This is a genomic window from Pseudomonas sp. 05N433 (assembly GCF_056396925.1).
The window spans coordinates 43,520-67,297 of record NZ_JBFTML010000029.1; the positions used below are offsets into that span (position 1 = coordinate 43,520).

Genomic DNA, 23,778 nt, shown 5'->3' on the forward strand with positions numbered 1-23,778 from the left:
TTATGAGCACGAAAATCATCAGCCTGGTGTCCATCGGTGCCCACCCGACCTCCGGCCGGCCACGCCGCGCCGAGCAGGACGCGCGGGCCGTTGAGCTGGGTCTGCAGCTGGCTGGGGATAACCTGCAAGTGCTGCACGCCGGCGACGTTGCGGAACCGGCGCTGCGTGCCTATCTGGGCATGGGCCTGGAACAGTTGCATGTGCTGGAACAACCGGTCGGCGCAGATGCGCTGCCAGCGTTGACCGACTATTTGCGTGACGCCGGGGCGCAGGTGGTGTTGACCGGCAGCCAGGCGGAAACCGGTGAAGGCTCGGGCATGTTGCCGTTCCTGCTGGCCGAAAGCCTCGGCTGGCCGCTGGTGGTGGGTTTGGCGCAAGTCGAATCCATCGACGGTGGTTCGGCGCTGGTTCTGCAGGCCTTGCCGCGCGGTCAGCGCCGTCGCTTGAAAGTGCGCCTGCCGTTTCTGGCGACTGTGGATAACGCAGCGCCCAAGCCTCGGCAAAGTGCCTACGGTCCGGCGCGACGCGGGGTATTGCAGGCAGATGAAGTTGAAGTGGTCGACGATGAACTGCTGGCAGTGGCCACGCTGCAACCGGCCAAGCCACGACCCAAGCGCCTGAAAGTGATCAAGGCCAAGAGCGGTGCTGACCGCATGAAGGCCGCGACGGCCAAGGCCAGTGGCGGCGGTGGGCAAGTGCTCAAGGGCGTGACCGCGCAGGCGGGCGCCGAAGCCATCCTCAAGTTGCTGATTGAAGAAGGCGTGGTCCGTCAGGGTTGATCCACAGCGACAACCGGCCATAAAACCGTTGGCCTGGCCGGTTGTTACGTATCAACCTGCACGCTAAGCAGGTCGCTCGTATTCTGGGGAGTTACATCAATGGAAGTTGAATTTCGTCCGGCTCTGCGCACGGATGCGCGCGAGATTGCCCGTTTGTTCCAGATTTCGTCAGAGGGGGCTTCGGATTACATCTGGAGCCAGCTGGCGGAGCCCGGGCAGGATCTGCTTGAAGTGGGGGCCATTCGTTACGCCCGTGAAGATGTCGATTTCTCCTATCAGAACTGCGTTATCGCGCAGGCACAGGGGCGGGTCATCGGCATGATGCACAGTTACGTGACGCGTCACGATCCGTTGGCAGCTCCCGTGACTGATCCGGTCCTGGCGCCTTACGCCGACATGGAAGTTCCCGATACCCTCTATATTTCGAGCCTGGCCCTGCATGAAGGTTGGCGCAACAAAGGCTTGGGTGTGCGCTTTCTCGAGCATGCTCAACAGCGCGCCGATCAACTGGAACTCAACGGCCTGAGCCTGATCGACTATGCAGCGAATACCGGGGCCCGGCGTTTTTATGAGCGCCATGGTTTTGGGATCGTCAAAACTTGCCAGGTCGTTCCTCATCCGATGATTCGGGTGACGGGTGATGCCTATCTCATGCATCGGCCTTAGGGGCTTCCCGTTTTTGATTGTGCACATATCCGTTGCTGCGGTAATGGCGACTGGCGGTTTCGCTTTTACAGCGAGTCACTTTCGAAAAGCCGGAATGCCGGCCCAGGCGAAAGTAACCAAAGCGCTTTTGCCCCTCCATTCGGTGCCTCGCCTAGGCTCGGCATGCCCTCACTCCGGTCCTGCTCCGTGGGCCCACTGCGCAGAACCTCCACTCGGCCTCTCGAGGGGGCGGTGCGTCAAAATCAAAAGCAAGGCGGCCTACCGGCCGGCCTGATCTCACGTGCACGCATTTCCCTGTAGGAGCTGTCGAGCGAAGCGAGGTGGCGATCTTTTGATCTTGCTTTTGCTTTGCTTTGCTTTGGTTTTTGATCTTGATCTGTACGCCCCTTTCCCAGAGGCCGAACGCAGGCGTTGCGCAGGGGGCACCGCGGCAAGGATGCCGCGGTAGCCGCCCCCGGCCATGGATGGCCGATGGCGGCGGGCCCCCGGAGCAATGCCGGAGTGAGGGTATGCCGAGCCTAGGCGAGGCACCGAATGGCGGGGCAAAAGCGTTTTGGTTACTTTGGCGCTTTTCCAAAGTGACCCGCTGTAAGAGCGGAACCATRAGCCGCCGTTACCGCAGAAACGGATATGTACTCCTAACGCACTTGGGTTACCCACAATCCCTGTTAGCGCTTCTGTGGATAACATGTTCGCCCCTCGCTACACCCCATGCCAATCAAGCCCTGCAGCCCTCCGTACAAAAAACAACCAGCCTAACCCACGGTTTTTTCGGGCTTTTTCCACAGAGTAACGTCGCTCACTGGCCGACACTTGCCCCCAATCTCTGTTGGCGCCTCTGTGGATAAGATGTTCGCTGTCCGCTACAGGCCATACAGATCGCGGCTTTCAGTGGGTTGATCAAATATTGTTCAATTCGACGTTTTCCTCCGCTAATCGTCCCGTAAACCCGGAATACTCGCGGGTTTCAGCGGTTTTCCACAGAGACCGCAAAGTTGCCCCCAAAGTCTGTTGGTGCTTCTGTGGATAAGGTGTTCGCCATCCCCTGCACGCTATGTAAAACGTGGTCTGCAAGCTTCTGATTAAAAAACAACCAGTGCCTGGCTAAAACCCTGCTTCTGGATAAGTCACGGTTTTTCTTCGGTTTTTGTGAATAGATTTAGCCTGTCATCCACAGTTGTCCCCATTTGCTGTGGGTGGAGATGTGGATAACTTGTTCGCTGAACCCTGTAAGCCACGGCCCGTATAGGCCGGAACGCGATAGATCAGATTTCATACAGTTCTAAGGCACTTCCTTGACTTCGATCTGTCGCCTGTCTTCACTCTCATCGCATAAGGACAACTGTCACTTATCCACATCTGGTTCAGGGAGAACGCGTGATGGATAGCCAGCCACATCGCTCGCAGCCACATTCGCACCCCAGCCCCTGCGTGACCTGTGTTCCGACATCCGCCACCTCGTTGCACAAGCGGATTCATCGTCGCGCCGCCAATCAGCGCGCTCGTCTATAGCGCCTGGCCCCCTTATGCCATAACACCGCTGCCATTGAGGCCCGACCGTGCCCGGTGACCAGGCGTTTGTTCGTCTATCGATTGCAGGCAACCGCAGAGTTGCCCCATCTGCCCGAGAGGAAATGACCCATGACACGGATCGCCACGCCCATCAGCGATATCAAGGAACATTACGACGTGATCGTCATTGGCTCCGGCTACGGCGGCGGGATCGCGGCGTCGCGCCTGTCCCGGGCCGGCAAGCGGGTGTGCCTGCTGGAGCGAGGCCGGGAAATCCAGCCCGGCGAATACCCCAATACGATGCTGGCGGCCACTGAAGAGCTGCAAGTGCATGACCCGGACGGGCACATCGGCTCGCGCACCGGGCTGTTCGACCTGCACGTCAACGCCCAGCAGAACGTAGTGGTCGGTTGCGGCCTGGGTGGCACGTCGCTGATCAACGCCAACGTCGCGCTGGAACCGGAACCCGGTGTGTTCGATGATCCGCGTTGGCCGCTGGCGGTGCGTGAACATCGCGACACGCTGCTCAAGGACGGTTACGCCCGGGCTCGGGAGATGCTCAAGCCCAATCCCTATCCGAAAACCGCTCCGACCTTGCCCAAACTCGAGGCTAACCAGAAGTCCGCCGATTACCTCAAGCAAGGCGCACACTTCTACAAGCCGCCGATCAACGTGACCTTCGACAAGCTGCCGAACAACCTCAACCACGTCGGCGTCGAGCAATTGCCGTGCAACCACTGCGGCGACTGCGTTTCGGGCTGTAACAACAAGGCCAAGAACACCACGTTGATGAATTACCTGCCGGATGCCTGCAACCACGGCGCAGAGATTTTCTGCCAGGCCGAGGTCCGGCATCTGGAGCGCGACGGCGATGGCTGGATCGTGCACTTCCAATACCTGGACAGCGGCCGCGAGAAATTCTCCGCGCCGACGCTGTTCGTCAAGGCGGACATCGTCGTGGTGTCGGCCGGCACTCTGGGTTCCACCGAAATCCTCCTGCGCTCTCGGGACAAAGGCCTGTCGACGTCCAATCAGCTTGGCGAAAACATGAGCGGCAACGGCGACATCCTCGGTTTCGGCCACAACTGCGATGAAACGATCAACGGCATCGGTTTCGGTGCCCATCCGGCGAAGGAGATGAAACCGGTCGGCCCGTGCATCACCTCGATCATCGACATGCGCACCGAAGGCGACTGGCGCAGCCGCATGGTCATCGAAGAAGGCTCGATCCCCGGCGCACTCGGCCGGCCCATGGTGCCGAGCATGGCCACATTCGCCGGGTTGATCGGCAAACCCACCGATGACAGCTTCACCGGCAAGCTCAAATACGCCGAGCGCGAAGCCGAAAGCTTCCTGCGAGGTCCGTACCACGGCGCCCTGCACAACATGCAGACCTACCTGATCATGAGCCACGACGACGGCAAGGGCCACATGGTGCTCGACAGCAAGGATCAGTTGCGCATCGACTGGCCGGGCGTTGGCGAGCAGGAAAACGTCAAGATCGGCAACGAGCGCCTGCACCAGAGCACCAAGGCCTTGGGCGGGATCTGGGTCGAGAACCCGATCTGGACCGAGCTGCTCAAACACAGCATCGTTTCCGTGCACCCATTGGGCGGTTGTGTGATGGGCGAGGATGCGACGCAAGGCGTGGTCAACCACAAGGGCCAGGTGTTCAGCGGCGTCAGCGGCACCGATGTCTATGCCGGGCTATACGTGGCCGACGGTGCGGTGATCCCGACCTCACTGGCGGTCAATCCGTTGCTGACCATCTCTGCCGTGAGCGAGCGCAACATGGGGCTGCTGGCCGCCGATCGCGGGTGGCACATCGACTACACGTTGCCCTCGGCACCGCGCAAACCGGTGGTGGCACCGACCCTCGGCGTGCAGTTCACCGAAACCATGAAGGGCTATTTCTCCAAAGATTTCACCCAGCCCCAGGGCACCGATCTCAAACTCTACGAAGCGGCGGCCAAACGCGGCAAGTCGGATAACTCGCCGATCGAGTTCACCCTGACCATCACCGCCAACGACCTCAATCGCATGATCAAGGAGCCGGAACATGCCGCGACACTGGTCGGCACCCTGGATGCGCCGGGCCTGTCGCCAGAGCCGCTGACCGCCAGCAATGGCGTGTTCAATCTGTTCGAGGAATATCAGGAACAGGTCGGCGTGCGGCACATGAATTACGACATGAAACTGACCGCCGAGGACGGCAGCGATTATTACTTCAGCGCATTCAAGACCGTGCCCGAAGACAACGGCGTGCTGAACGTCTGGCACGACACCAGTACGCTCTATGTGACGCTGTATCGCGGGCCGGACAAGACGGGCGAGGTGATCGGCTCGGGGGTGATGCACATCGAGCCGGCCGATTTTGCCAAGCAGATGACCACCATGAAGGTGCTCAACGCGCGCAACGAACGTGAGCGCATTGAAGGGCTGGCGCGGTTCGGCAAGTTCTTCGCCGGCATCTTGTGGGAGAGCTACGGCGGGGTGTTCGCGGGCGACATCTACTTCAACCCCGATGCGCCGCCCCGGCAGAAACGGCCGCTGGATGCGCCGACGCCAAGCGTGCAGTTCTTCCAGACCGAAGACAGCGTCCAGCTACGCTTGACCCGCTATCAGGGCGGCACCAAGGGGCCGGTGATGCTGGTGCATGGTTTGGGTGTGGGCTCGAATATTTTCTCCACCGACACCATCCAGACCAACCTGCTGGAGTACCTGTGCAAGCACGAGTACGACGTCTGGCTCCTGGATTTCCGGGTCAGCATCCTGCTGCCGGCCAGCAAACATGAATGGAACGGCGACCAGATTGCCCAGTACGACTTCAAGGCCGCCATCGAGCATATCCAGCAGGCCACCCTCGCCGCTGACGTGCAGTGCGTGGTGCATTGCTACGGCGCGACGACCTTCTTCATGTCACTGCTGGCCGGATTGCAGGGCGTGCGTTCGGTGGTCTGTTCGCAGATCGCCGCGGACACGGTGGTCGCCACGGCAACGGGGCTCAAGGCCGGTCTGCATTTGCCGGGGATGCTCGACGCCATCGGCATCAAATCCCTCACCGCGTATGCCGACAACAAGGAGAGCTGGTTCAACAAACTCTATGACAAGGCCCTCAACATCTACGCCCGCATCGAGGCTCAAGGTTACTGCACCAACCCGGTGTGCCACCGCATCACCTTCATGTACGCGTCGCTGTACCGCCACGACACACTCAACGAAACCCTGCACGACAACCTGCACGAGTTGTTCGGCGAGTCGAACATACAGACCTTCGAGCACCTGGCGCTGATCCTGCGCAAAGGCCATCTGGTGGACTTCAAGGGCCAGGACGTCTACATGCCGCACTTCGACCGGCTGACCATGCCGATCTGCTTCATCAGTGGCGAAGACAACCAGTGCTACTTGCCCGAAAGCACGCTCAGGACCTATGAGCGCGTGTGCAAAATCCATGGACCGGAACGCTACAGCCGGCATGTGGTGCCGGGTTATGGGCATATCGACTGCATGTTCGGCAAGAACGCGGTGGTCGATGTGTACCCGATCATCCTGCAGCACCTGGAGAAAACCGCCCTCGGTTGATCGGGCTTTTTGTGGCGAGGGAGCTTGCTCCCGCTGGGTTGCGCAGCAGCCCCAAAACCTGAGGATGCGATCGATCAGATACACCGCGTTTTCTGGTTTTACGACTGCTTTGCAGCCGAACGGGAGCAAGCTCCCTCGCCACAAAAGCCGTGTGCTGACTTGGGATTGGCGACTACAAGGAAATGGATGCCATGGACAGTTACATCCGCTGGTTTCAACGCTTCATCTGGATAGGCATCGCAATGAACATGGTCTTCGCGATTCCGGCGCTGTTCGCGCCGGCGTTGCTGACCTCGATGCTCGGGATGCCTCCGCAGCTCTCCGATCCTTGGCTGGAGAACGCCGGCATGTTGCTGGTGGGGATCAGCCTTTTTTACATGCCGTCAGGCTTCAATGCCCCCAAATACGTGGTGCATTCGTGGCTGTGCGTATTGTCACGGTTGGTCGCCGTGGCGTTCTGGATTTACCTGATCAACACCAGCAACCAGGCCCAGGTGTTCGTGCCGATGCTGCTGGGCGATCTGGGCATGTTCCTGATCCTCGGGATTCTGCTGTATCTGGGCAGCGCGCCGGCCAATCGGCCGTTCGCCCTGCTTCGCGATGGCTGGCGTGAGTGGTGCGCAGCGTGGGCGCGACGCTGGCGGCGGCACAGCTTCAAGGTCGCCACGCTGGTCGTGGTGCTGGCGTTGGGGTTTATCGGTTACGAAACCTGGTACCAGATGCTGCGAGTGGTGCCGGCCGAGCAATACGCTTCTGACGAAGACCACTACAAATACGCCGCCATCGGCCTGGGCATCGAAGCACGGATTCCCTATTACCTGTTCGCCGTGTTGCCGCAGATGTGCCCGGAGAAACTGCCGAAGCCCGGCGGTTACGAAGTGTTCGGTTTCCTCTACGAGAACGGCAAGGACCTGCCGATCGGCATGGCCAAGCGGCAGATCGGCTACCCGACCGTGGAGCCCAACTGCGCCTTGTGCCACACCGGCTCCTACCGCGCCAATGCCAGCGATGTTGCTACCCCGGTGGCCTCCGCACCGGCCAATACCCTGCAACTGCAGGCCTTCCAGTGGTTCGCCTACGATTGCGCGAGCGACCCCAAATTCACCCCCGACGCGGTGATGACTGCGATCAACAGCAAGTTCCAGCTCGGGTTCTTCGAGCGCCTGTACAACCGCTATCTGATCATCCCGATGGCCACCAGCGCGCTGATCAAACAGAAACAGGCTTATGCCTGGCAGAAGCTGCGCGCACCGCAAGGGCCGGGGCGTACCGACACTTTCAACCCGACGAAAATGGTGGTGTTCGGCTTCCCGGATGACTCGACCATCGGCACCGTCGACTTGCCGCAAGTCTGGAACCAGAAACCCCGGGAATCGCTGTACCTGCACTGGGACGGCAACAACAACGATATCCATGAGCGCAACTACGCGGCGGCCATGGCCGTGGGTGCGACGCCGGAGTCGGTGCTGCCGGACAGTTTCAACCGGGTGACCAATTGGCTGCTGGGCCACAAGGCACCGGCCTGGCCGTTCGCGCTGGATCAGGCCAAGGTCGCCCGGGGCAAGCCGGTCTGGGAAAAGAATTGTGYCGGTTGCCATGACTTCGGCCGCACCGACACCGGTCAGGTCACCACCACGATTGATGAACTGGGCACCGATCCCCATCGGCTGAACTCGTTCACCACCGGTTTAGTGACAGCCTTCCACGGCTTCAAGAAACCGCCGTTCGACTTTGGTGCTTACCGCAAGACCCAGAGCTACAGCAATACGCCCACCGACGGCATCTGGTTGCGCGCGCCGTACTTGCACAACGGCTCGGTGCCGACCCTGTGGGATTTGCTGCAGCCGCCGGAACTGCGGCCGCAGGTGTTCTTCACCGGTTCCGACATTTACGACAAGGAYAAGGTCGGCTTCATCACCAGTGGCGAGCAGGTGAAAGCCTCGGCGGACTTCAAATACGACACGCGCCTGGAGGGCAACCACAACGGTGGCCACCTGTACGGCACGCAGTTGTCGGAGCTCGATAAGCGGGCGCTCATCGAGTTCATGAAAACCCTGTGATTCCACTACGGATGGAGGAAAGCGACATGTCATTGGTCAGACATTGGGAACATGAATACGACAAGGTGAAGGTGCGCCTGCACGGGCTGTTCACACGGCTGGAAATGGCCTGGAAGAAGCTCGTCAGCGAGCTTGAACCGGAGGAGTACCAAGCCATCGTCGCGCTGCTGCAGCGGGGGCACGATCAGGCGCAATACGTGCTCAAGCACGGCGACTTGCCGGACGATCAACCGAGTGTGCCGTGGGAGTTGTCCCACGGTTTGTCGATCCTGCACATCGGCAACGCCAGCCCCTTGCCGCAATCGGTAGATGAGCTGCAGACCCAAGTGCTCAAGGATGGCAGCCTGCTCGGTTGTCGCAAATGGGAGCTGCTGGATCTGTTGTGGAGCGAAGCGTTGCTCAAGTGGATCGAGAACCTGCGGCATCACGCACCGTTCGCTACCAACCCGGCGTTGATGCGCATGGACAGTGACGTGACCCTGGCCATTGCCGGCGACTGGGGCACCGGGCCGTTCGACAGTCATGCCCCGGCAGTGGCGGTGGCCGATCAGATGCAACTGGCCCAGGCCGACTTCACCATTCATCTGGGGGATGTGTATTACGCCGGCACCCGCTCCCAGGAAGACGTCGACATGGTCGGTTGGCCGATGGGCAAGCAGGGCTCATTCACTCTCAACTCCAACCACGAGATGTACAGCGGCGCCCATGGCTACTTCAAGGAACTGGCCAAACGTTTCCCGGCGCAGCAGGGCACCAGTTATTTTGCGTTGTACAACGATGACTGGCTGGTGGTCGGGATCGACTCGGCTTATGCCTCCAGTCCAATCAACCTGTATATGGACGGCGCGCTGAACAAGCAGCAGATCGACTGGATGAAAGACCTGCCCAAACGCAAGAAGATCATGGTGCTCAGTCATCACCAGGGCTTTGACATTACCGGGCGTGACAAGACCGCGCTGTACAAGCCGGTCTGCGATGCCTTGGGGCGCGAGCCGGATTACTGGTATTGGGGGCATTTGCATAACGGCATCTGCTATGCCACTCAAGGTGGCTTGCATGCACGTTGCGCCGGGCACGGGGCGATTCCCTATGGCAATGCCAGCGAGCTGAACGGGCATCCGGGGGTGCTGTGGTCGGAAACGCAAAATGCGCGGGATGAGGCGTACCCGGATCGGGTGTTGAACGGTTATGTGAAGGTGCGGCTGGTGGGGGAGAACATCGAAGAGACGTTTATTGGCGAGGATGGTTCGGTGCGGTGGTCTTCAATTTAGCGAGGAAGGATCGTTCCCACGCCTGGCGTGGGAACGATCAGATTTCGATTAACCCTGAACCGGAACACCTTTGAGGTAAGGCGCAGGCTCGGCCCCCAGGTTGTTCAGCATCCGCTCGCTGTACCAGTCCACGAAGTTCACCACGCCGAATTCATAGGTCTTGGAGTAAGGCCCTGGCTGGTACGCGGTGGAGTTGATCCCGCGCTGGTTCTCTTCGGCCAGGCGACGGTCCTGGTCGTTGGTCGCATCCCAGACCTGGCGCATGCGCTCCACGTCGTAGTCCACGCCTTCGACCGCGTCCTTGTGGACGATCCACTTGGTGGTGACCATGGTTTCCTGGGCGCTGATCGGCCACACGGTGAACACGATGATGTGGTCGCCCATGCAGTGGTTCCACGAGTGCGGCAGGTGCAGGATGCGCATCGAGCCCAGGTCCGGGTTCTTGATGCGGCCCATCAGTTTGGCGCAGCCTTGTTTGCCGTCCATGGTCATCGATACGGTGCCCTTGAGCAGCGGCATGCGCACGATACGGTTACGCAGGCCGAAACTGGCGTGGGCGTAAGGGATCTTCTCGGCTTCCCAGGCAGCGGCGGAAGCGGCTACGTGGTCCTTGAAGGCCTGGTCGGCACGCGGATCGGTGACGTCGTCCCATTCCAGCAGGGTTTTCAGCAATTCCGGGTGTGAACCGCCGCAGTGGTAGCACTCGCGGTTGTTTTCCAGCACCAGTTTCCAGTTGGCCTTTTCCATCAAGGTGGTTTGCACCGCCACCTTGGTGTTCTCCATGTCGTACGGTTCCATGTAATGGCTGAGCGTCGACAGGAAGTCATCGATGGCCGGCGGGTTTTCTGCCAGGCTGATGAAGATGTAACCGCCGGCGGTCTTCACGTTCACCGGTTTGAGGCCGTATTGCTTCATGTCGAAGTCGGCGCCCATTTCGGTGCCGGCGAACAGCAGGCGACCGTCCAGCTCGTACGTCCACTGGTGGTAGTGGCAGACCAGTTTGGCGACCTTGCCTTTTTCACTGGTGCACAGGCGTGAACCACGGTGGCGGCAGACGTTGTGGAACGCATGGACCACGCCATCGGCGCCACGAATCACGATGATCGGGTTCTTGCCGACTTGCAGGGTCAGGTAGTTGCCCTTGGTCGGGATCTCGCAGGTCATGCCGGCAATCAACCACTCTTTCTGGAAGATTTCCTGCATGTCGATATCAAACAGCCGCTCGTCAGAGTAAAAAGGCTGCGGCAGCGAGAAAGTGCGCTCGCGCTCATGCAGCATCTGCGCGGTGGCCTTGCGTGCGGGTTCCAGTGGATCGCCGAGGCTCAGGGTAGTGGTGACGTCCATCATGTGTTTCCTCAAGGCCATCTGCGTGGCCGCGAAAGTGGCTGATCAGGTTTGCTACGCAAGGTGTAAAGGTTGTGTCTTGGTATGGGGCGAGTGTGGGGCCGGCGCTCCCCGGAACCTTATCCATGGGCGACATGGCCCAATCTGTTCCCGACGCCCAACCCCCGGTAATTGGGGGCTGGTCGCGATAAGTATGTCAATGTCGCAGATAGGTAAATGGCGGGGCTGCGCTATACGCAGAATCGCCAACATAAAGGCCGGTAGTCGGCCGTGGAGATCAGCATGTCCAACAACTTCCTGAACCCGGTAACCACCCAGACCTGGGCCAATGGTCGACACATTGTCCGTTGCGTCAAAGTCATCCAGGAAACCTGGGATGTGCGCACCTTCTGCTTTATGGCCGACCAGCCGATCATGTTCTTCTTCAAACCGGGGCAATTCGTCACCCTGGAGCTGGAAATCGAAGGCCAGCAGATCATGCGTTCGTACACCATTTCCAGCTCGCCGTCGGTGCCGTACAGCTTCTCGGTGACGATCAAGCGCGTACCGGGCGGCAAGGTCTCGAACTGGTTGCATGACACCCTGCATGAAGGTTACGAGCTGGCGGTGCACGGCCCGGTCGGGCTGTTCAACGCCATCGACTTTCCGAACCCGAAAGTGCTGTACCTCAGCGGCGGCGTGGGCATCACCCCGGTGATGTCCATGGCGCGCTGGTTCTTCGATACCAACGGCAATGTCGATATGGCCTTCATCCATAGCGCCCGCTCGCCGAAAGACATCATTTATCACCGCGAGCTGGAGCACATGGCGGCGCGGATCGAAAACTTCAGCCTGCACCTGATCTGCGAGAAACACGGTTTCGGTGAGCCGTGGGCCGGATACCGCGGTTATCTCAACCACAAGATGCTCGAACTGATGGTCCCGGACTTCCTTGAGCGGGAAGTGTTCTGCTGCGGCCCGACGCCCTACATGAATGCGGTCAAGCGTTTGCTGGAAAACGCCGGCTTCAATATGAAGCGCTACCACGAAGAGTCCTTCGGCGCCACACCGCCAGAGGCTATCGCCGATGCAGAGGAACACGCTGAACAAGCGGCCGACGCCCCTGCAATCGACGCCGCCGACCTGCACCAGGTGGAATTCACCGCCTCCGGCAAGAGCATCCGCGTGGCTCCGGGCGAAACCGTCCACGCCGCTGCCGCCAAGCTGGGCCTGATGATCCCCAAGGCCTGCGGCATGGGTATCTGCGGTACCTGCAAGGTAATGAAGCTTGCCGGCGAAGTGGCAATGGAACACAACGGCGGGATTACCGAGGAAGACGAAGCCGAGGGGTTCATCCTGTCTTGCTGCAGCGTGCCGAAGGGTGACGTGCGGATCGAGTATTGATCGGTCGAGATGATCGCTGAATAACCTCTACAGGAGCAGCCTTCGGCAGCTCCCGTAGAGGGCGCGCTTCAGTCAGTCGACAAACAGGTCTGGCATCAGTTTGTCGGTGGAATCAGGCGCATACCGATACCCTTCAAAATCCGTCACCCCTTGCTCGCGCAAAATCTCCTCATCGATCAGCAACCGACCGGTAATGCTGCGACCGCTGCTGTCGAGAATGACGTGGGCGGCATCCGCCATGATCGCGGGTGTGCGGGCATGTTTGAAAGATTCGCGCGATCCGAGCTGAAACTCGATCGCGGCCGTGGCGATCATGGTCTGCGGCCATAGAGAGTTGACGCTGATACCGTAGGCGGCGAATTCCTCGCTCATGCCCAGGGTGAGCATGCTCATGCCGTACTTGGTGACGGTGTAGGGGCTGTATTGGGCGAACCATTTGGTGGCCAGGTTCAACGGCGGTGACAGGTTGAGGATGTGGCCGCTGGATTTTTTCAGATAGGGCAGGGCGGCCTGGCTGCACAGCAGCACGGCGCGGGTGTTGATCTGGTGCATCAGGTCGAAGCGCTTGAGTTCGATGTGCTGCACGCCGGTCAGCTTGATCGCTCCTGCATTGTTGATCAGCGCGTCGATGCCGCCGAAATGCTCATTGGCGTCAGCCAGGGCCTGGCGCACGATGGTTTCATCGCGCACATCCACCTCCAGGGCCAGCGCCTTGCCACCCGCGGCTTCGACTTCCGCTGCCACGCTGAAGATGGTGCCAGGCAGTTTGGGGTGAGGGGCGGCGCTTTTCGCGGCAATCACGATGTTGGCCCCGTCGCGCGCGGCCCGCAGCGCAATCTCACGACCAATCCCGCGACTGGCGCCGGTGATGAACAGGGTTTTGCCTTGTAGTGACATGCGGACGCTCCCGATTGGCGTGATCCGAGCGGATCGAAACGGCTCGCAGTCAATGTAGACCAACTCGTGCGGGACTGTGGCAAGGGGGGGCAAGCCCCCTCGCCATAAGATCTCTTGCCAATCAAATAGCTGAGGTCGAGCGCAGAACCTGTGGCGAGGGAGCTTGCTCCCGTTGGGTTGCGAAGCAGCCCCAAAGCCTGAGCATGCGGTCTGTCAGGTGGACCGCGTTGGCTGGTTTTACGACTGCTGCGCAGCCGAGCGGGAGCAAGCTCCCTCGCCACAAAGTCGCATTTCAACCAAATAGCTGAGGTGGAACACAGAGCCTGTGGTGAGGGGGAGGGAGTCAGGCTGTCATCACGTGCCGGATATCCGCCGCCAGTTCCCGCACGCGTTCTTCTTCGGTGTCCCACGAGCACATGAACCGTGCGCCGCCGTTGCCGATGAAGGTGTAGAAGCGCCAGCCCTTGGCGGTCAGTGCGGCGATGGCCGGCTCGGAGAGTTGCAGGAACACACCGTTGGCCTGCACCGGGAACATCAGCTCGACGCCAGGAATGTCGCTCACCAGTTCGGCCAGCAACTGCGCGCAGTGGTTGGCGTGGCGGGCGTATTTGAGCCAGGCGTCGTTTTCAAGAATCCCGACCCAGGGGGCCGAGAGGAAGCGCATCTTCGACGCCAGTTGCCCGGCCTGTTTGCAGCGGTAGTCGAAGTCTTCGGCCAGTTTGTGGTTGAAGAACAGAATCGCTTCGCCCACCGCCATGCCGTTTTTCGTACCGCCAAAGCACAGCACGTCGACGCCGGCCTTCCAGGTCAGGTCGGCTGGCGAGCAGCCCAGATAAGCGCAGGCGTTGGAGAAACGGGCACCGTCCATGTGCAGGTTCAAGCCCAGTTCTTTACAGGTGACGCTGATGGCGCGGATTTCTTCCGGGGTGTACACGCTGCCGACTTCAGTGGCCTGGGTCAGGGTCACGACGCGCGGTTTCGGGTAGTGGATATCCTGGCGCTTGAGGGCAATTTCGCGGATCGATTCCGGGGTCAGCTTGCCGTTTTCGGTGCGGGCGATGAGCAGCTTGGAACCGTTGGAGAAAAACTCCGGAGCGCCGCATTCGTCGGTTTCGACGTGGGCGGTTTCCGAGCAGATCACGCTGTGGTAACTCTGGCACAGCGACGACAGGGCCAACGAGTTGGCCGCGGTGCCGTTGAAGGCGAAGAACACTTCGCAGTCGGTTTCGAACAGTTTGCGGAATTGATCCGCGGCGCGTGCGGTCCACTCATCGTCGCCATAAGCGCGCTGGTGTCCGTGGTTGGCCTGTTCCATGGCAGCCCAGGCTTCAGGGCAAATACCGGAATAGTTGTCGCTGGCGAATTGTTGGCTCTTGTCGGTCATGGCCGGCTTCCGTGATCGAGGCGCTTGTGGCGCTTCGTTGGTCAATGATGATGTGCACTTTACCGAAGATCGTCCGGGGAGCACACGGGATGAGTCTGTCAGAAAAATACAAATGCCTCGGGCAATTATGCACATGACGCAGAGGGACGGTGCACTGGATCTGCTCAAGTGGCTGGCGCTGTTGAGCATGGTGCTCGATCACCTGCGATATGTCGGTTATTCCCTCGATCTGCTGTATGTGCCGGGCAGATTGGCGTTCCCGTGGTTCTGTCTGGCGATGGCGGCGAACCTGGCGCGTGTCCGTACAGTGACGACCGACGGCCAGTGGCGCTACCTCGGTTGGTTGTTGCTGTTTAGTGCCCTGAGCGAAATTCCGTATCGGATGTACATTCCTGATCACGACACCTTGAATGTATTGCCTACGCTGGTCATGGGGTTGCTGGTGGCCCGTGGCTGGCAGCACGGGCCAGTTCAGTCGCGTCTGTTGGCGGTCGTTGCCTTGGTGCTGGCGGCACTGTTCCCGCAGCGATTGATGTTCGGCTTTTTCGGCGTGCTGTTGCCACTGGCGATGTTGCTGGTGATCCAGCGGCCCTGGTATTTCGGCCTGTTGCCGGGGCTGGTGTGCCTGGCGGCCAATCAATGGCAAGTGCTGTACTCCGCTGCCTGGTTCGGCAGCGGTGCGGCGATTTTGGGTATTGTCGTTTGTCTGATTGCGCCATTCTCGGGCCTGCTGCTATTGCGACATGCCCAAGGCATCCAGCCACCGCCGATGCGCCGCTGGGCCTACGCCCTTTATCCCGGGCATTTCCTCGTACTTTTGGCCTTGCGCCAACTCATCGCCTGACGCCCGTCCCCTGTGGCGAGGGGGCTTGCTCCCGCTGGGCTGCGCAGCAGACCCAAACCCGGCGCATGTGGTTCGTCAGTTAGATCGAATTTGTCGGTTTCACGACTGCTTCGCAGTCGAGCGGGAGCAAGCTCCCTCGCCACAGGGGTGTTCGCCCGTTCACCCATTTCGGCCCATGTCGTAAACGCACCTTTGCGTGGCGTCCATAGGCATTTGACCTGTCTGCGCCGGTCATACCATCGCTATCAAAGGGCACTGCCGAAATGCCAGTGCCTCACCGAGACGAAAGGCGCACCGCCGCCGCTGGGAGAGACGCGATGTTCAGCAAGCAAGACCAGATTCAGGGTTACGACGATGCACTGCTGGCGGCGATGAATGCCGAGGAGCAACGCCAGGAAGATCACATCGAGCTGATCGCGTCAGAGAACTACACCAGCAAGCGCGTGATGGAAGCGCAAGGCAGTGGCCTGACCAACAAATACGCCGAAGGCTATCCGGGCAAGCGCTACTACGGTGGTTGCGAGCACGTCGACAAAGTTGAAGCCCTGGCCATCGAACGCGCCAAGCAATTGTTCGGTGCCGATTACGCCAACGTGCAGCCGCACTCCGGTTCTTCGGCCAACAGCGCCGTTTACCTGGCCCTGCTGCAAGCCGGCGACACCATTCTGGGCATGAGCCTGGCCCACGGCGGTCACCTGACCCACGGTGCCAAAGTGTCGTCGTCGGGCAAGCTGTACAACGCCGTGCAGTACGGCATCGACACCAAAACCGGCCTGATCGACTACGACGAAGTCGAGCGTCTGGCCGTCGAATGCAAGCCGAAGATGATCGTCGCCGGTTTCTCGGCCTACTCCAAGACCCTCGATTTCCCGCGTTTCCGCCAGATCGCTGACAAGGTCGGTGCCCTGCTGTTCGTCGACATGGCTCACGTTGCCGGTCTGGTCGCCGCTGGCCTGTACCCGAACCCGCTGCCATACGCCGACGTGGTGACCACCACCACCCACAAGACCCTGCGCGGTCCACGTGGTGGCCTGATCCTGGCCAAGGCTAACGAAGAAATCGAGAAGAAGCTCAACGCCGCGGTATTCCCTGGTGCCCAGGGCGGCCCGTTGATGCACGTCATCGCCGGTAAAGCAGTGTGCTTCAAGGAAGCACTGGAGCCTGGCTTCAAGGCCTACCAGCAACAAGTGATCGACAACGCCAAGGCAATGGCCGGCGTATTTATCAAACGCGGCTACGATGTAGTGTCCGGCGGTACCGATAACCACCTGTTCCTGGTCAGCCTGATCCGTCAGGGCCTCACCGGTAAAGAGGCGGACGCAGCACTCGGTCGCGCCCACATCACCGTGAACAAGAACGCTGTCCCGAACGATCCACAGTCGCCGTTCGTGACCTCCGGCCTGCGTATCGGCACCCCGGCGGTGACCACTCGCGGCTTCAAGGTTACCCAGTGTGTTGAACTGGCTGGCTGGATCTGCGACATCCTCGACAACCTCGGCGACGCCGATGTCGAGGCCAATGTCGCGCAGCATGTGGCAGCCCTGTGCGCGGACTTCCCGGTTTATCGCTGAGCGCGGTTTTGGAGTAAATGACTATGCAACGCTATTCGGGCTTCGGCCTCTTCAAACACTCCCTCAGCCACCATGAAAACTGGCAGCGCATGTGGCGTACGCCGACCCCGAAAAAGGTCTACGACGTGGTCATCGTCGGCGGTGGCGGGCATGGTCTGGCGACCGCCTACTACCTGGCCAAGGAACACGGCATCACCAACGTGGCCGTGGTCGAGAAGGGCTGGCTGGGCGGCGGTAACACCGCGCGCAACACCACCATCGTGCGTTCCAACTACCTGTGGGACGAGTCGGCACACCTGTACGAACACGCGATGAAATTGTGGGAAGGCCTGTCCCAGGACCTGAACTACAACGTGATGTTCTCCCAGCGTGGCGTCTACAACCTGTGCCACACCCTGCAGGACATTCGTGATTCCGAGCGTCGGGTCAGCGCCAACCGCCTCAACGGCGTGGACGGCGAACTGCTCGATGCCAAGCAAGTGGCAGACGAGATCCCGTACCTCGACTGCTCCAAGAACACCCGCTACCCGGTGATGGGCGCTACCGTCCAGCGTCGCGGCGGCGTGGCCCGTCACGATGCCGTGGCGTGGGGCTTTGCCCGTGCCGCCGACGCCTTGGGCGTGGACCTGATCCAGCAGACCGAAGTGATCGGTTTCCGTAAGGAAAACGGTGTGTGCATCGGTGTTGAAACCAACAAGGGCTTCATCGGCGCCAAGCGCGTCGGCGTGGTGACTGCCGGTAACTCCGGGCACATGGCCAAACTCGCCGGTTTCCGCCTGCCGATCGAATCGCACCCGCTGCAAGCGCTGGTGTCCGAGCCGATCAAGCCGATTATCGACAGCGTGATCATGTCCAACGCCGTACACGGTTACATCAGCCAGTCCGACAAGGGCGACCTGGTGATCGGCGCCGGTATCGACGGCTACAACGGCTACGGCCAGCGTGGTTCGTACCCGGTGATCGAGCACACCATCCAGGCCATCGTCGAGATGTTCCCGGTGCTGTCGCGCGTACGCATGAACCGTCAGTGGGGCGGCATCGTCGACACCACGCCGGATGCGTGCCCGATCATCTCGAAGACTCCGGTACCGAACATGTTCTTCAACTGCGGTTGGGGCACTGGTGGCTTCAAGGCTACACCTGGCTCGGGCAACGTGTTTGCCGCAAGCCTGGCCAAGGGTGAAATGCACCCATTGGCTGCACCTTTCTCCATCGACCGCTTCCACAGCGGTGCGTTGATCGACGAACACGGCGCTGCAGCAGTCGCCCACTAACAGGAGAAATCCCTATGTTGCATATCTTCTGTCCTCACTGTGGCGAACTGCGCTCCGAAGAGGAATTCCATGCATCCGGCCAGGCGCACATCCCGCGTCCACTGGATCCGAACAGCTGCACCGACGAGGAGTGGGGCGACTACATGTTCTTCCGCGATAACCCTCGCGGTCTGCACCACGAACTGTGGGATCACGTCGCCGGTTGCCGTCAGTACTTCAACGTGACCCGTGACACCGTGACCTACGAGATTCTCGAAACCTACAAGATCGGCACCAAGCCGCAGTTCACCGACAAGACCGACAGCCCGAAAGCGGCCGCCACGGCTCTGGGAGAGAAGGTATGAGCCAGATCAATCGCCTGTCCAACGGCGGACGCATCGACCGCAACAAAGTGCTGAGCTTCACCTTCAACGGCCAGGTCTACAAAGGCTTTGAAGGCGACTCGCTGGCCGCAGCCTTGCTGGCCAACGGTGTCGATATCGTCGGCCGCAGCTTCAAGTATTCGCGTCCTCGCGGCATCTTCGCCGCCGGTGCCGAAGAGCCGAACGCCGTGCTGCAGATCGGTGCGACCGAAGCCACGCAGATCCCGAACGTACGCGCCACGCAACAAGCGTTGTATCAAGGCCTGGTCGCCACCAGCACCAACGGCTGGCCAAGCGTGAACAACGACATGATGGGGATTCTCGGCAAGGTCGGCGGCAAGCTGATGCCACCGGGCTTCTACTACAAAACCTTCATGTACCCGCAATCGTTCTGGATGACTTACGAGAAGTACATTCGTAAGGCAGCCGGTCTTGGCCGTTCGCCGACCGAGAACGATCCGGACACCTACGACTACATGAACCAGCACTGCGACGTGCTGATCGTCGGCGCTGGCCCTGCGGGTCTGGCGGCTGCACTGGCGGCTGCCCGCAGCGGCGCCCGTGTGATCCTGGCCGATGAGCAGGAAGAGTTCGGCGGCAGCCTGCTCGACTCCCGCGAAAGCCTCGATGGCAAACCAGCTACCGAGTGGGTTGCCAGCGTCATCGCCGAGCTGAAAAACACCCCTGACGTGCTGCTGTTGCCGCGCGCCACGGTCAACGGTTACCACGACCATAACTTCCTGACCATTCACGAGCGCCTCACCGATCACCTCGGCGACCGCGCTCCGATCGGCCAGGTGCGTCAGCGCATCCACCGGGTTCGCGCCAAGCGCGTGGTGCTGGCGACAGGCGCTCACGAGCGTCCACTGGTTTACGGTAACAACGACGTGCCGGGCAACATGCTCGCCGGCGCTGTGTCGACCTACGTGCGTCGCTACGGTGTGGCACCGGGCAAGAAACTGGTGCTGTCGACCAACAACGACCACGCCTACCGCGTTGCCCTGGACTGGCTCGACGCCAGCCTGCAAGTGGTGGCCATCGCCGACGCCCGCAGCAACCCTCGCGGTGCGCTGGTGGAAGAAGCGCGGGCCAAAGGCATTCGCATCCTGACCGGCAGCGCCGTGATCGAGGCCCGTGGCAGCAAGCACGTGACCGCCGCTCGCGTTGCAGCGATTGATGTAAAAGCACACACCGTGACCAGCCCGGGCGAATGGCTCGATTGCGACCTGGTCGCCAGCTCCGGCGGCTACAGCCCGGTGGTTCACCTGGCTTCGCACCTGGGTGGCAAGCCGATCTGGCGTGAAGACATCCTCGGTTTCGTACCGGGCGAAGCACCGCAGAAACGCGTGTGCGTCGGTGGCATCAACGGCGTCTACAGCCTCGGCGATTCGTTGGCCGATGGTTTTGAAGGCGGTGCTCGCGCTGCCAGCGAAGCTGGTTTCGGCAAGGTCGAAGGCGTACTGCCCAAAGCCCTGAGCCGACTCGAAGAGCCGACGCTGGCGCTGTTCCAGGTGCCTCACGAAAAAGCCACTGCCCGTGCGCCGAAGCAATTCGTCGACCTGCAGAACGACGTCACCGCAGCCGCCATCGAACTGGCGACCCGCGAAGGCTTCGAGTCGGTCGAGCACGTCAAGCGCTACACCGCACTGGGCTTCGGCACCGATCAGGGCAAGCTCGGCAACGTCAACGGCCTGGCCATCGCCGCCCGTTCGCTGAACGTGACCATCCCGCAGATGGGCACCACCATGTTCCGTCCGAACTACACGCCGGTGACTTTCGGCGCCGTGGCCGGTCGTCACTGTGGGCACATCTTCGAGCCGGTTCGCTTCACCGCGCTGCATCACTGGCACGTTAAGAATGGCGCCGAGTTCGAAGACGTCGGTCAGTGGAAACGTCCTTGGTACTTCCCGAAAAACGGTGAAGACCTGCATGCCGCCGTAAAACGCGAATGCAAAGCCGTGCGCGACAGCGTCGGCCTGCTGGACGCTTCGACCCTGGGCAAGATCGACATCCAGGGCCCGGACTCCCGCGAGTTCCTCAACCGCATCTACACCAACGCCTGGACCAAGCTCGACGTGGGCAAGGCGCGCTACGGCCTGATGTGTAAAGAAGACGGCATGGTGTTCGACGACGGCGTGACTGCATGCCTGGCCGACAACCATTTCGTGATGACCACCACCACCGGCGGCGCTGCGCGCGTGCTGCAATGGCTGGAAATCTACCACCAGACCGAATGGCCAGACCTGAAGGTGTACTTCACTTCCGTGACGGATCACTGGGCAACCATGACCCTGTCCGGGCCGAACAGCCGCAAGCTGCTCAGCGAAGTCACCGACGCCGACCTGAGCAACGAAGCCTTCCCGTTCATGACCTGGAAAGAAGCCCTGGTCGGTGGCGTGCCGGCGCGGATTTTCCGGATTTCGTTTACCGGTGAGCTGTCGTACGAAGTCAACGTGCAGGCCGACTATGCGATGGGCGTGCTGGAAAAAATTGTTGATGCTGGCAAGAAGTACAACCTGACGCCATATGGCACTGAAACCATGCACGTACTGCGGGCCGAGAAGGGCTTCATCATCGTCGGTCAGGATACTGACAGCTCGATGACCCCGGACGACCTGAACATGGGCTGGTGTGTCGGTCGCACCAAACCGTTCTCGTGGATCGGCTGGCGTGGCATGAACCGCGAAGACTGTGTGCGTGATCAGCGCAAACAGCTGGTTGGCCTGAAGCCGATCGATCCGACCAAATGGCTGCCGGAAGGTGCGCAACTGGTGTTCAACACCAAGCAAGCGATTCCGATGACCATGGTGGGGCACGTGACTTCCAGTTACTTGCACAACTCCCTGGGCTATTCGTTTGCCATGGGCGTGGTGAAAGGCGGCTTGAAGCGCATGGGTGAGCGGGTGTTCGCACCGCTGGCCGACGGCAGCGTGATCGAGGCGGAAATCGTTTCTTCGGTGTTCTTCGATCCGAAAGGCGATCGCCAGAACGTGTAATCGATCACCCCCCGCGCCAGGCGCGGGGGGCGACAAAGAATTCAAGACAGGTGCTTTATGACCGCAGCCAATGTTTACCAACAACGCCCAACCACCGGGGCCAAGGCCGAGTCGTCGCTGCATCATGCCGACCTCGCCAGCCTGGTGGGCAAGGGGCGCAAGAACGCCGGCGTGATCGTGCGTGAGAAAAAACTCCTCGGTCACCTGACCATCCGTGGCGATGGCCACGACGCCGCGTTCGCCGCTGGTGTGCACAAGGCCCTTGGCATCGAGTTGCCAGGTGCGCTGACCGTGATCATCAAAGGCGAAACCAGCCTGCAATGGATGGGGCCGGATGAATGGCTGCTGATCGTGCCGACCGGTGAAGAATTCGCCACCGAGAAAAAACTCCGTGAAGCGCTGGGCGACCTGCACATCCAGATCGTCAACGTCAGCGGTGGCCAGCAGATCCTCGAACTCAGCGGCCCGAACGTGCGTCAGGTGCTGATGAAGTCCACCAGCTATGACGTGCACCCCAACAACTTCCCGGTGGGCAAGGCTGTTGGCACGGTGTTCGCCAAGTCGCAACTGATGATCCGCCATACCGCCGAAGACACCTGGGAACTGCTGATTCGCCGCAGCTTCTCGGATTACTGGTGGTTGTGGTTGCAGGATGCGTCGGCTGAATACGGGCTTAGCGTCCAGGCGTAATTGTGGCGAGGGAGCTTGCTCCCGCTCGGCTGCGCAGCAGTCGTAAAACCTGAATCCGCGTTCCTTCTGCAGGAATGCGGTTGCTGACATAGGGGTCGCTTCGCAACCCAGCGGGAGCAAGCTCCCTCGCCACAGAGTTCTCTCTGATCACAGATGTAGCAGCAGGAGTCACCGCACTATGAGCCGCGCCCCAGACACATGGATTCTGACCGCCGACTGCCCAAGCGTCCTCGGCACCGTGGATGCGGTGACCCGCTTTCTGTTCGAGCAGGGCTGCTACGTCACCGAGCACCACTCCTTTGATGACCGGCTCTCAGGCCGTTTCTTCATCCGAGTGGAGTTTCGGCAACCCGACGCTTTCGACGAACAAGCCTTCCGCGCAGGCCTGGCGGAGCGTGGTGCCGCCTTCGGGATGGTCTTCGAGCTGACCCCGCCGAACTACCGGCCGAAAGTGGTGATCATGGTCTCCAAGGCCGATCACTGCCTCAACGACTTGCTCTACCGCCAGCGCATCGGCCAGTTGTCGATGGACGTGGTCGCGGTGGTCTCCAACCACCCGGACCTCAAGCCGTTGGCCGACTGGCACCAGATTCCGTACTACCACTTTCCTCTGGACCCCAACGACAAACCATCGCAAGAGCGCCAGGTCTGGCAGGTGATCGAAGAGGCCGGCGCCGAGCTGGTGATCCTTGCCCGCTACATGCAGGTTCTGTCGCCAGAGCTGTGCCGCAAACTCGACGGCAAGGCGATCAACATTCACCACTCCCTGCTGCCGGGCTTCAAGGGCGCCAAGCCGTATCACCAGGCCTACAACAAAGGCGTGAAACTGGTCGGCGCCACGGCGCATTACATCAACAACGATCTGGATGAAGGTCCGATCATCGCCCAGGGCGTGGAAGCCGTGGATCACAGCCACTATCCCGAAGACTTGATCGCCAAGGGGCGGGATATCGAAGGGCTGACGTTGGCGCGGGCGGTGGGTTATCACATTGAAAGACGCGTGTTCCTTAACGCTAACAGGACAGTTGTTCTCTAGCGTTTTTACTGCCTGAAAAGATCGCCTGCCTCTGTAGACGCTGCCGAAGGTTCGGGCCGCGTTCGGACGATCTTTTGATTTATCGAGCAATCAACGCGCCGCCGTTTCCTGGCGACGCGACCGCTAC

General features: G+C 60.6%; 16 protein-coding genes. 13 read left to right on the forward strand and 3 right to left on the reverse strand.

Annotated features, from left to right (window positions below; translation table 11 throughout):
* Positions 1-2 precede the first annotated feature (2 nt).
* From etfB to AC1DIS_RS16650, 5 genes are all read left to right on the forward strand, one after another.
* A complete protein-coding gene (gene etfB, locus AC1DIS_RS16630) occupies positions 3-779 on the forward strand; it encodes an electron transfer flavoprotein subunit beta (RefSeq protein ID WP_018928786.1) in 777 nt (258 codons plus the stop codon).
* Between the two features lie 99 nt (positions 780-878).
* Entirely contained in the window at positions 879-1,445 is a 567-nt protein-coding gene (locus tag AC1DIS_RS16635; RefSeq protein WP_018928787.1) for a GNAT family N-acetyltransferase, read from the forward strand.
* A gap of 1,641 nt (positions 1,446-3,086) precedes the next feature.
* The gene (locus tag AC1DIS_RS16640) at positions 3,087-6,539 is read left to right on the forward strand and encodes a GMC family oxidoreductase N-terminal domain-containing protein (protein WP_477748752.1); all 3,453 of its coding nucleotides are present in this window, start codon (positions 3,087-3,089) and stop codon (positions 6,537-6,539) included.
* Between the two features lie 191 nt (positions 6,540-6,730).
* A complete protein-coding gene (locus tag AC1DIS_RS16645) occupies positions 6,731-8,599 on the forward strand; it encodes a c-type cytochrome (protein WP_477780979.1) in 1,869 nt (622 codons plus the stop codon).
* Between the two features lie 26 nt (positions 8,600-8,625).
* The gene (locus AC1DIS_RS16650) at positions 8,626-9,870 is read left to right on the forward strand and encodes a metallophosphoesterase family protein (RefSeq protein ID WP_018928790.1); all 1,245 of its coding nucleotides are present in this window, start codon (positions 8,626-8,628) and stop codon (positions 9,868-9,870) included.
* Between the two features lie 48 nt (positions 9,871-9,918).
* Here the strand turns inward: AC1DIS_RS16650 and gbcA are convergent, their stop codons facing one another.
* Positions 9,919-11,214: a glycine-betaine demethylase subunit GbcA gene (gbcA, locus tag AC1DIS_RS16655; protein ID WP_064621364.1), complete on the reverse strand. Its 1,296-nt coding sequence runs from the start codon at positions 11,212-11,214 to the stop codon at positions 9,919-9,921.
* 282 nt (positions 11,215-11,496) lie between these two features.
* Between gbcA and gbcB the strand changes: the two genes are divergently transcribed.
* On the forward strand, positions 11,497-12,597 hold the full coding sequence (gene gbcB / locus AC1DIS_RS16660) for a glycine-betaine demethylase subunit GbcB (RefSeq protein ID WP_018928792.1): 1,101 nt from the start codon (positions 11,497-11,499) through the stop codon (positions 12,595-12,597).
* Between the two features lie 72 nt (positions 12,598-12,669).
* Here gbcB and AC1DIS_RS16665 read toward each other — a convergent pair whose 3' ends face one another.
* Together AC1DIS_RS16665 and AC1DIS_RS16670 are read right to left on the reverse strand one after the other, a co-directional pair.
* Positions 12,670-13,494 (reverse strand): SDR family oxidoreductase, encoded by an 825-nt coding sequence (locus AC1DIS_RS16665; RefSeq protein ID WP_428636150.1) that lies wholly within the window; start codon positions 13,492-13,494, stop codon positions 12,670-12,672.
* 343 nt (positions 13,495-13,837) lie between these two features.
* Positions 13,838-14,878, reverse strand: coding sequence for a threonine aldolase family protein (locus AC1DIS_RS16670; protein WP_018928794.1), 1,041 nt, complete (start codon positions 14,876-14,878; stop codon positions 13,838-13,840).
* A 127-nt stretch (positions 14,879-15,005) separates the two neighbouring features.
* On the opposite strand from AC1DIS_RS16670, the gene AC1DIS_RS16675 reads away from it, so the two are divergent.
* The 7 genes from AC1DIS_RS16675 (at position 15,006) to purU (ending at position 23,651) form a co-directional block, all read left to right on the forward strand.
* Positions 15,006-15,722 carry a TraX family protein gene (locus tag AC1DIS_RS16675; RefSeq protein ID WP_064620833.1) on the forward strand — a complete coding sequence of 239 codons (717 nt, stop codon included), beginning with the start codon at positions 15,006-15,008 and terminating at the stop codon, positions 15,720-15,722.
* Positions 15,723-16,039: 317 nt separating this feature from the next.
* The gene (gene glyA, locus AC1DIS_RS16680; RefSeq protein ID WP_018928796.1) at positions 16,040-17,293 is read left to right on the forward strand and encodes a serine hydroxymethyltransferase; all 1,254 of its coding nucleotides are present in this window, start codon (positions 16,040-16,042) and stop codon (positions 17,291-17,293) included.
* A gap of 23 nt (positions 17,294-17,316) precedes the next feature.
* Positions 17,317-18,567, forward strand: coding sequence for a sarcosine oxidase subunit beta (locus AC1DIS_RS16685; protein ID WP_007936415.1), 1,251 nt, complete (start codon positions 17,317-17,319; stop codon positions 18,565-18,567).
* 14 nt (positions 18,568-18,581) lie between these two features.
* Positions 18,582-18,911, forward strand: coding sequence for a sarcosine oxidase subunit delta (locus AC1DIS_RS16690; protein WP_007907563.1), 330 nt, complete (start codon positions 18,582-18,584; stop codon positions 18,909-18,911).
* Positions 18,908-21,925 (forward strand): sarcosine oxidase subunit alpha, encoded by a 3,018-nt coding sequence (locus AC1DIS_RS16695; RefSeq protein ID WP_018928797.1) that lies wholly within the window; start codon positions 18,908-18,910, stop codon positions 21,923-21,925. Before AC1DIS_RS16690 ends, AC1DIS_RS16695 begins: the two co-directional genes overlap by 4 nt.
* A gap of 57 nt (positions 21,926-21,982) precedes the next feature.
* Complete coding sequence (locus AC1DIS_RS16700) at positions 21,983-22,615, forward strand: sarcosine oxidase subunit gamma (RefSeq protein ID WP_477743642.1); 633 nt, start codon at positions 21,983-21,985, stop codon at positions 22,613-22,615.
* A gap of 178 nt (positions 22,616-22,793) precedes the next feature.
* Positions 22,794-23,651 (forward strand): formyltetrahydrofolate deformylase, encoded by an 858-nt coding sequence (gene purU, locus AC1DIS_RS16705; protein WP_018928799.1) that lies wholly within the window; start codon positions 22,794-22,796, stop codon positions 23,649-23,651.
* Positions 23,652-23,778 lie beyond the last annotated feature (127 nt).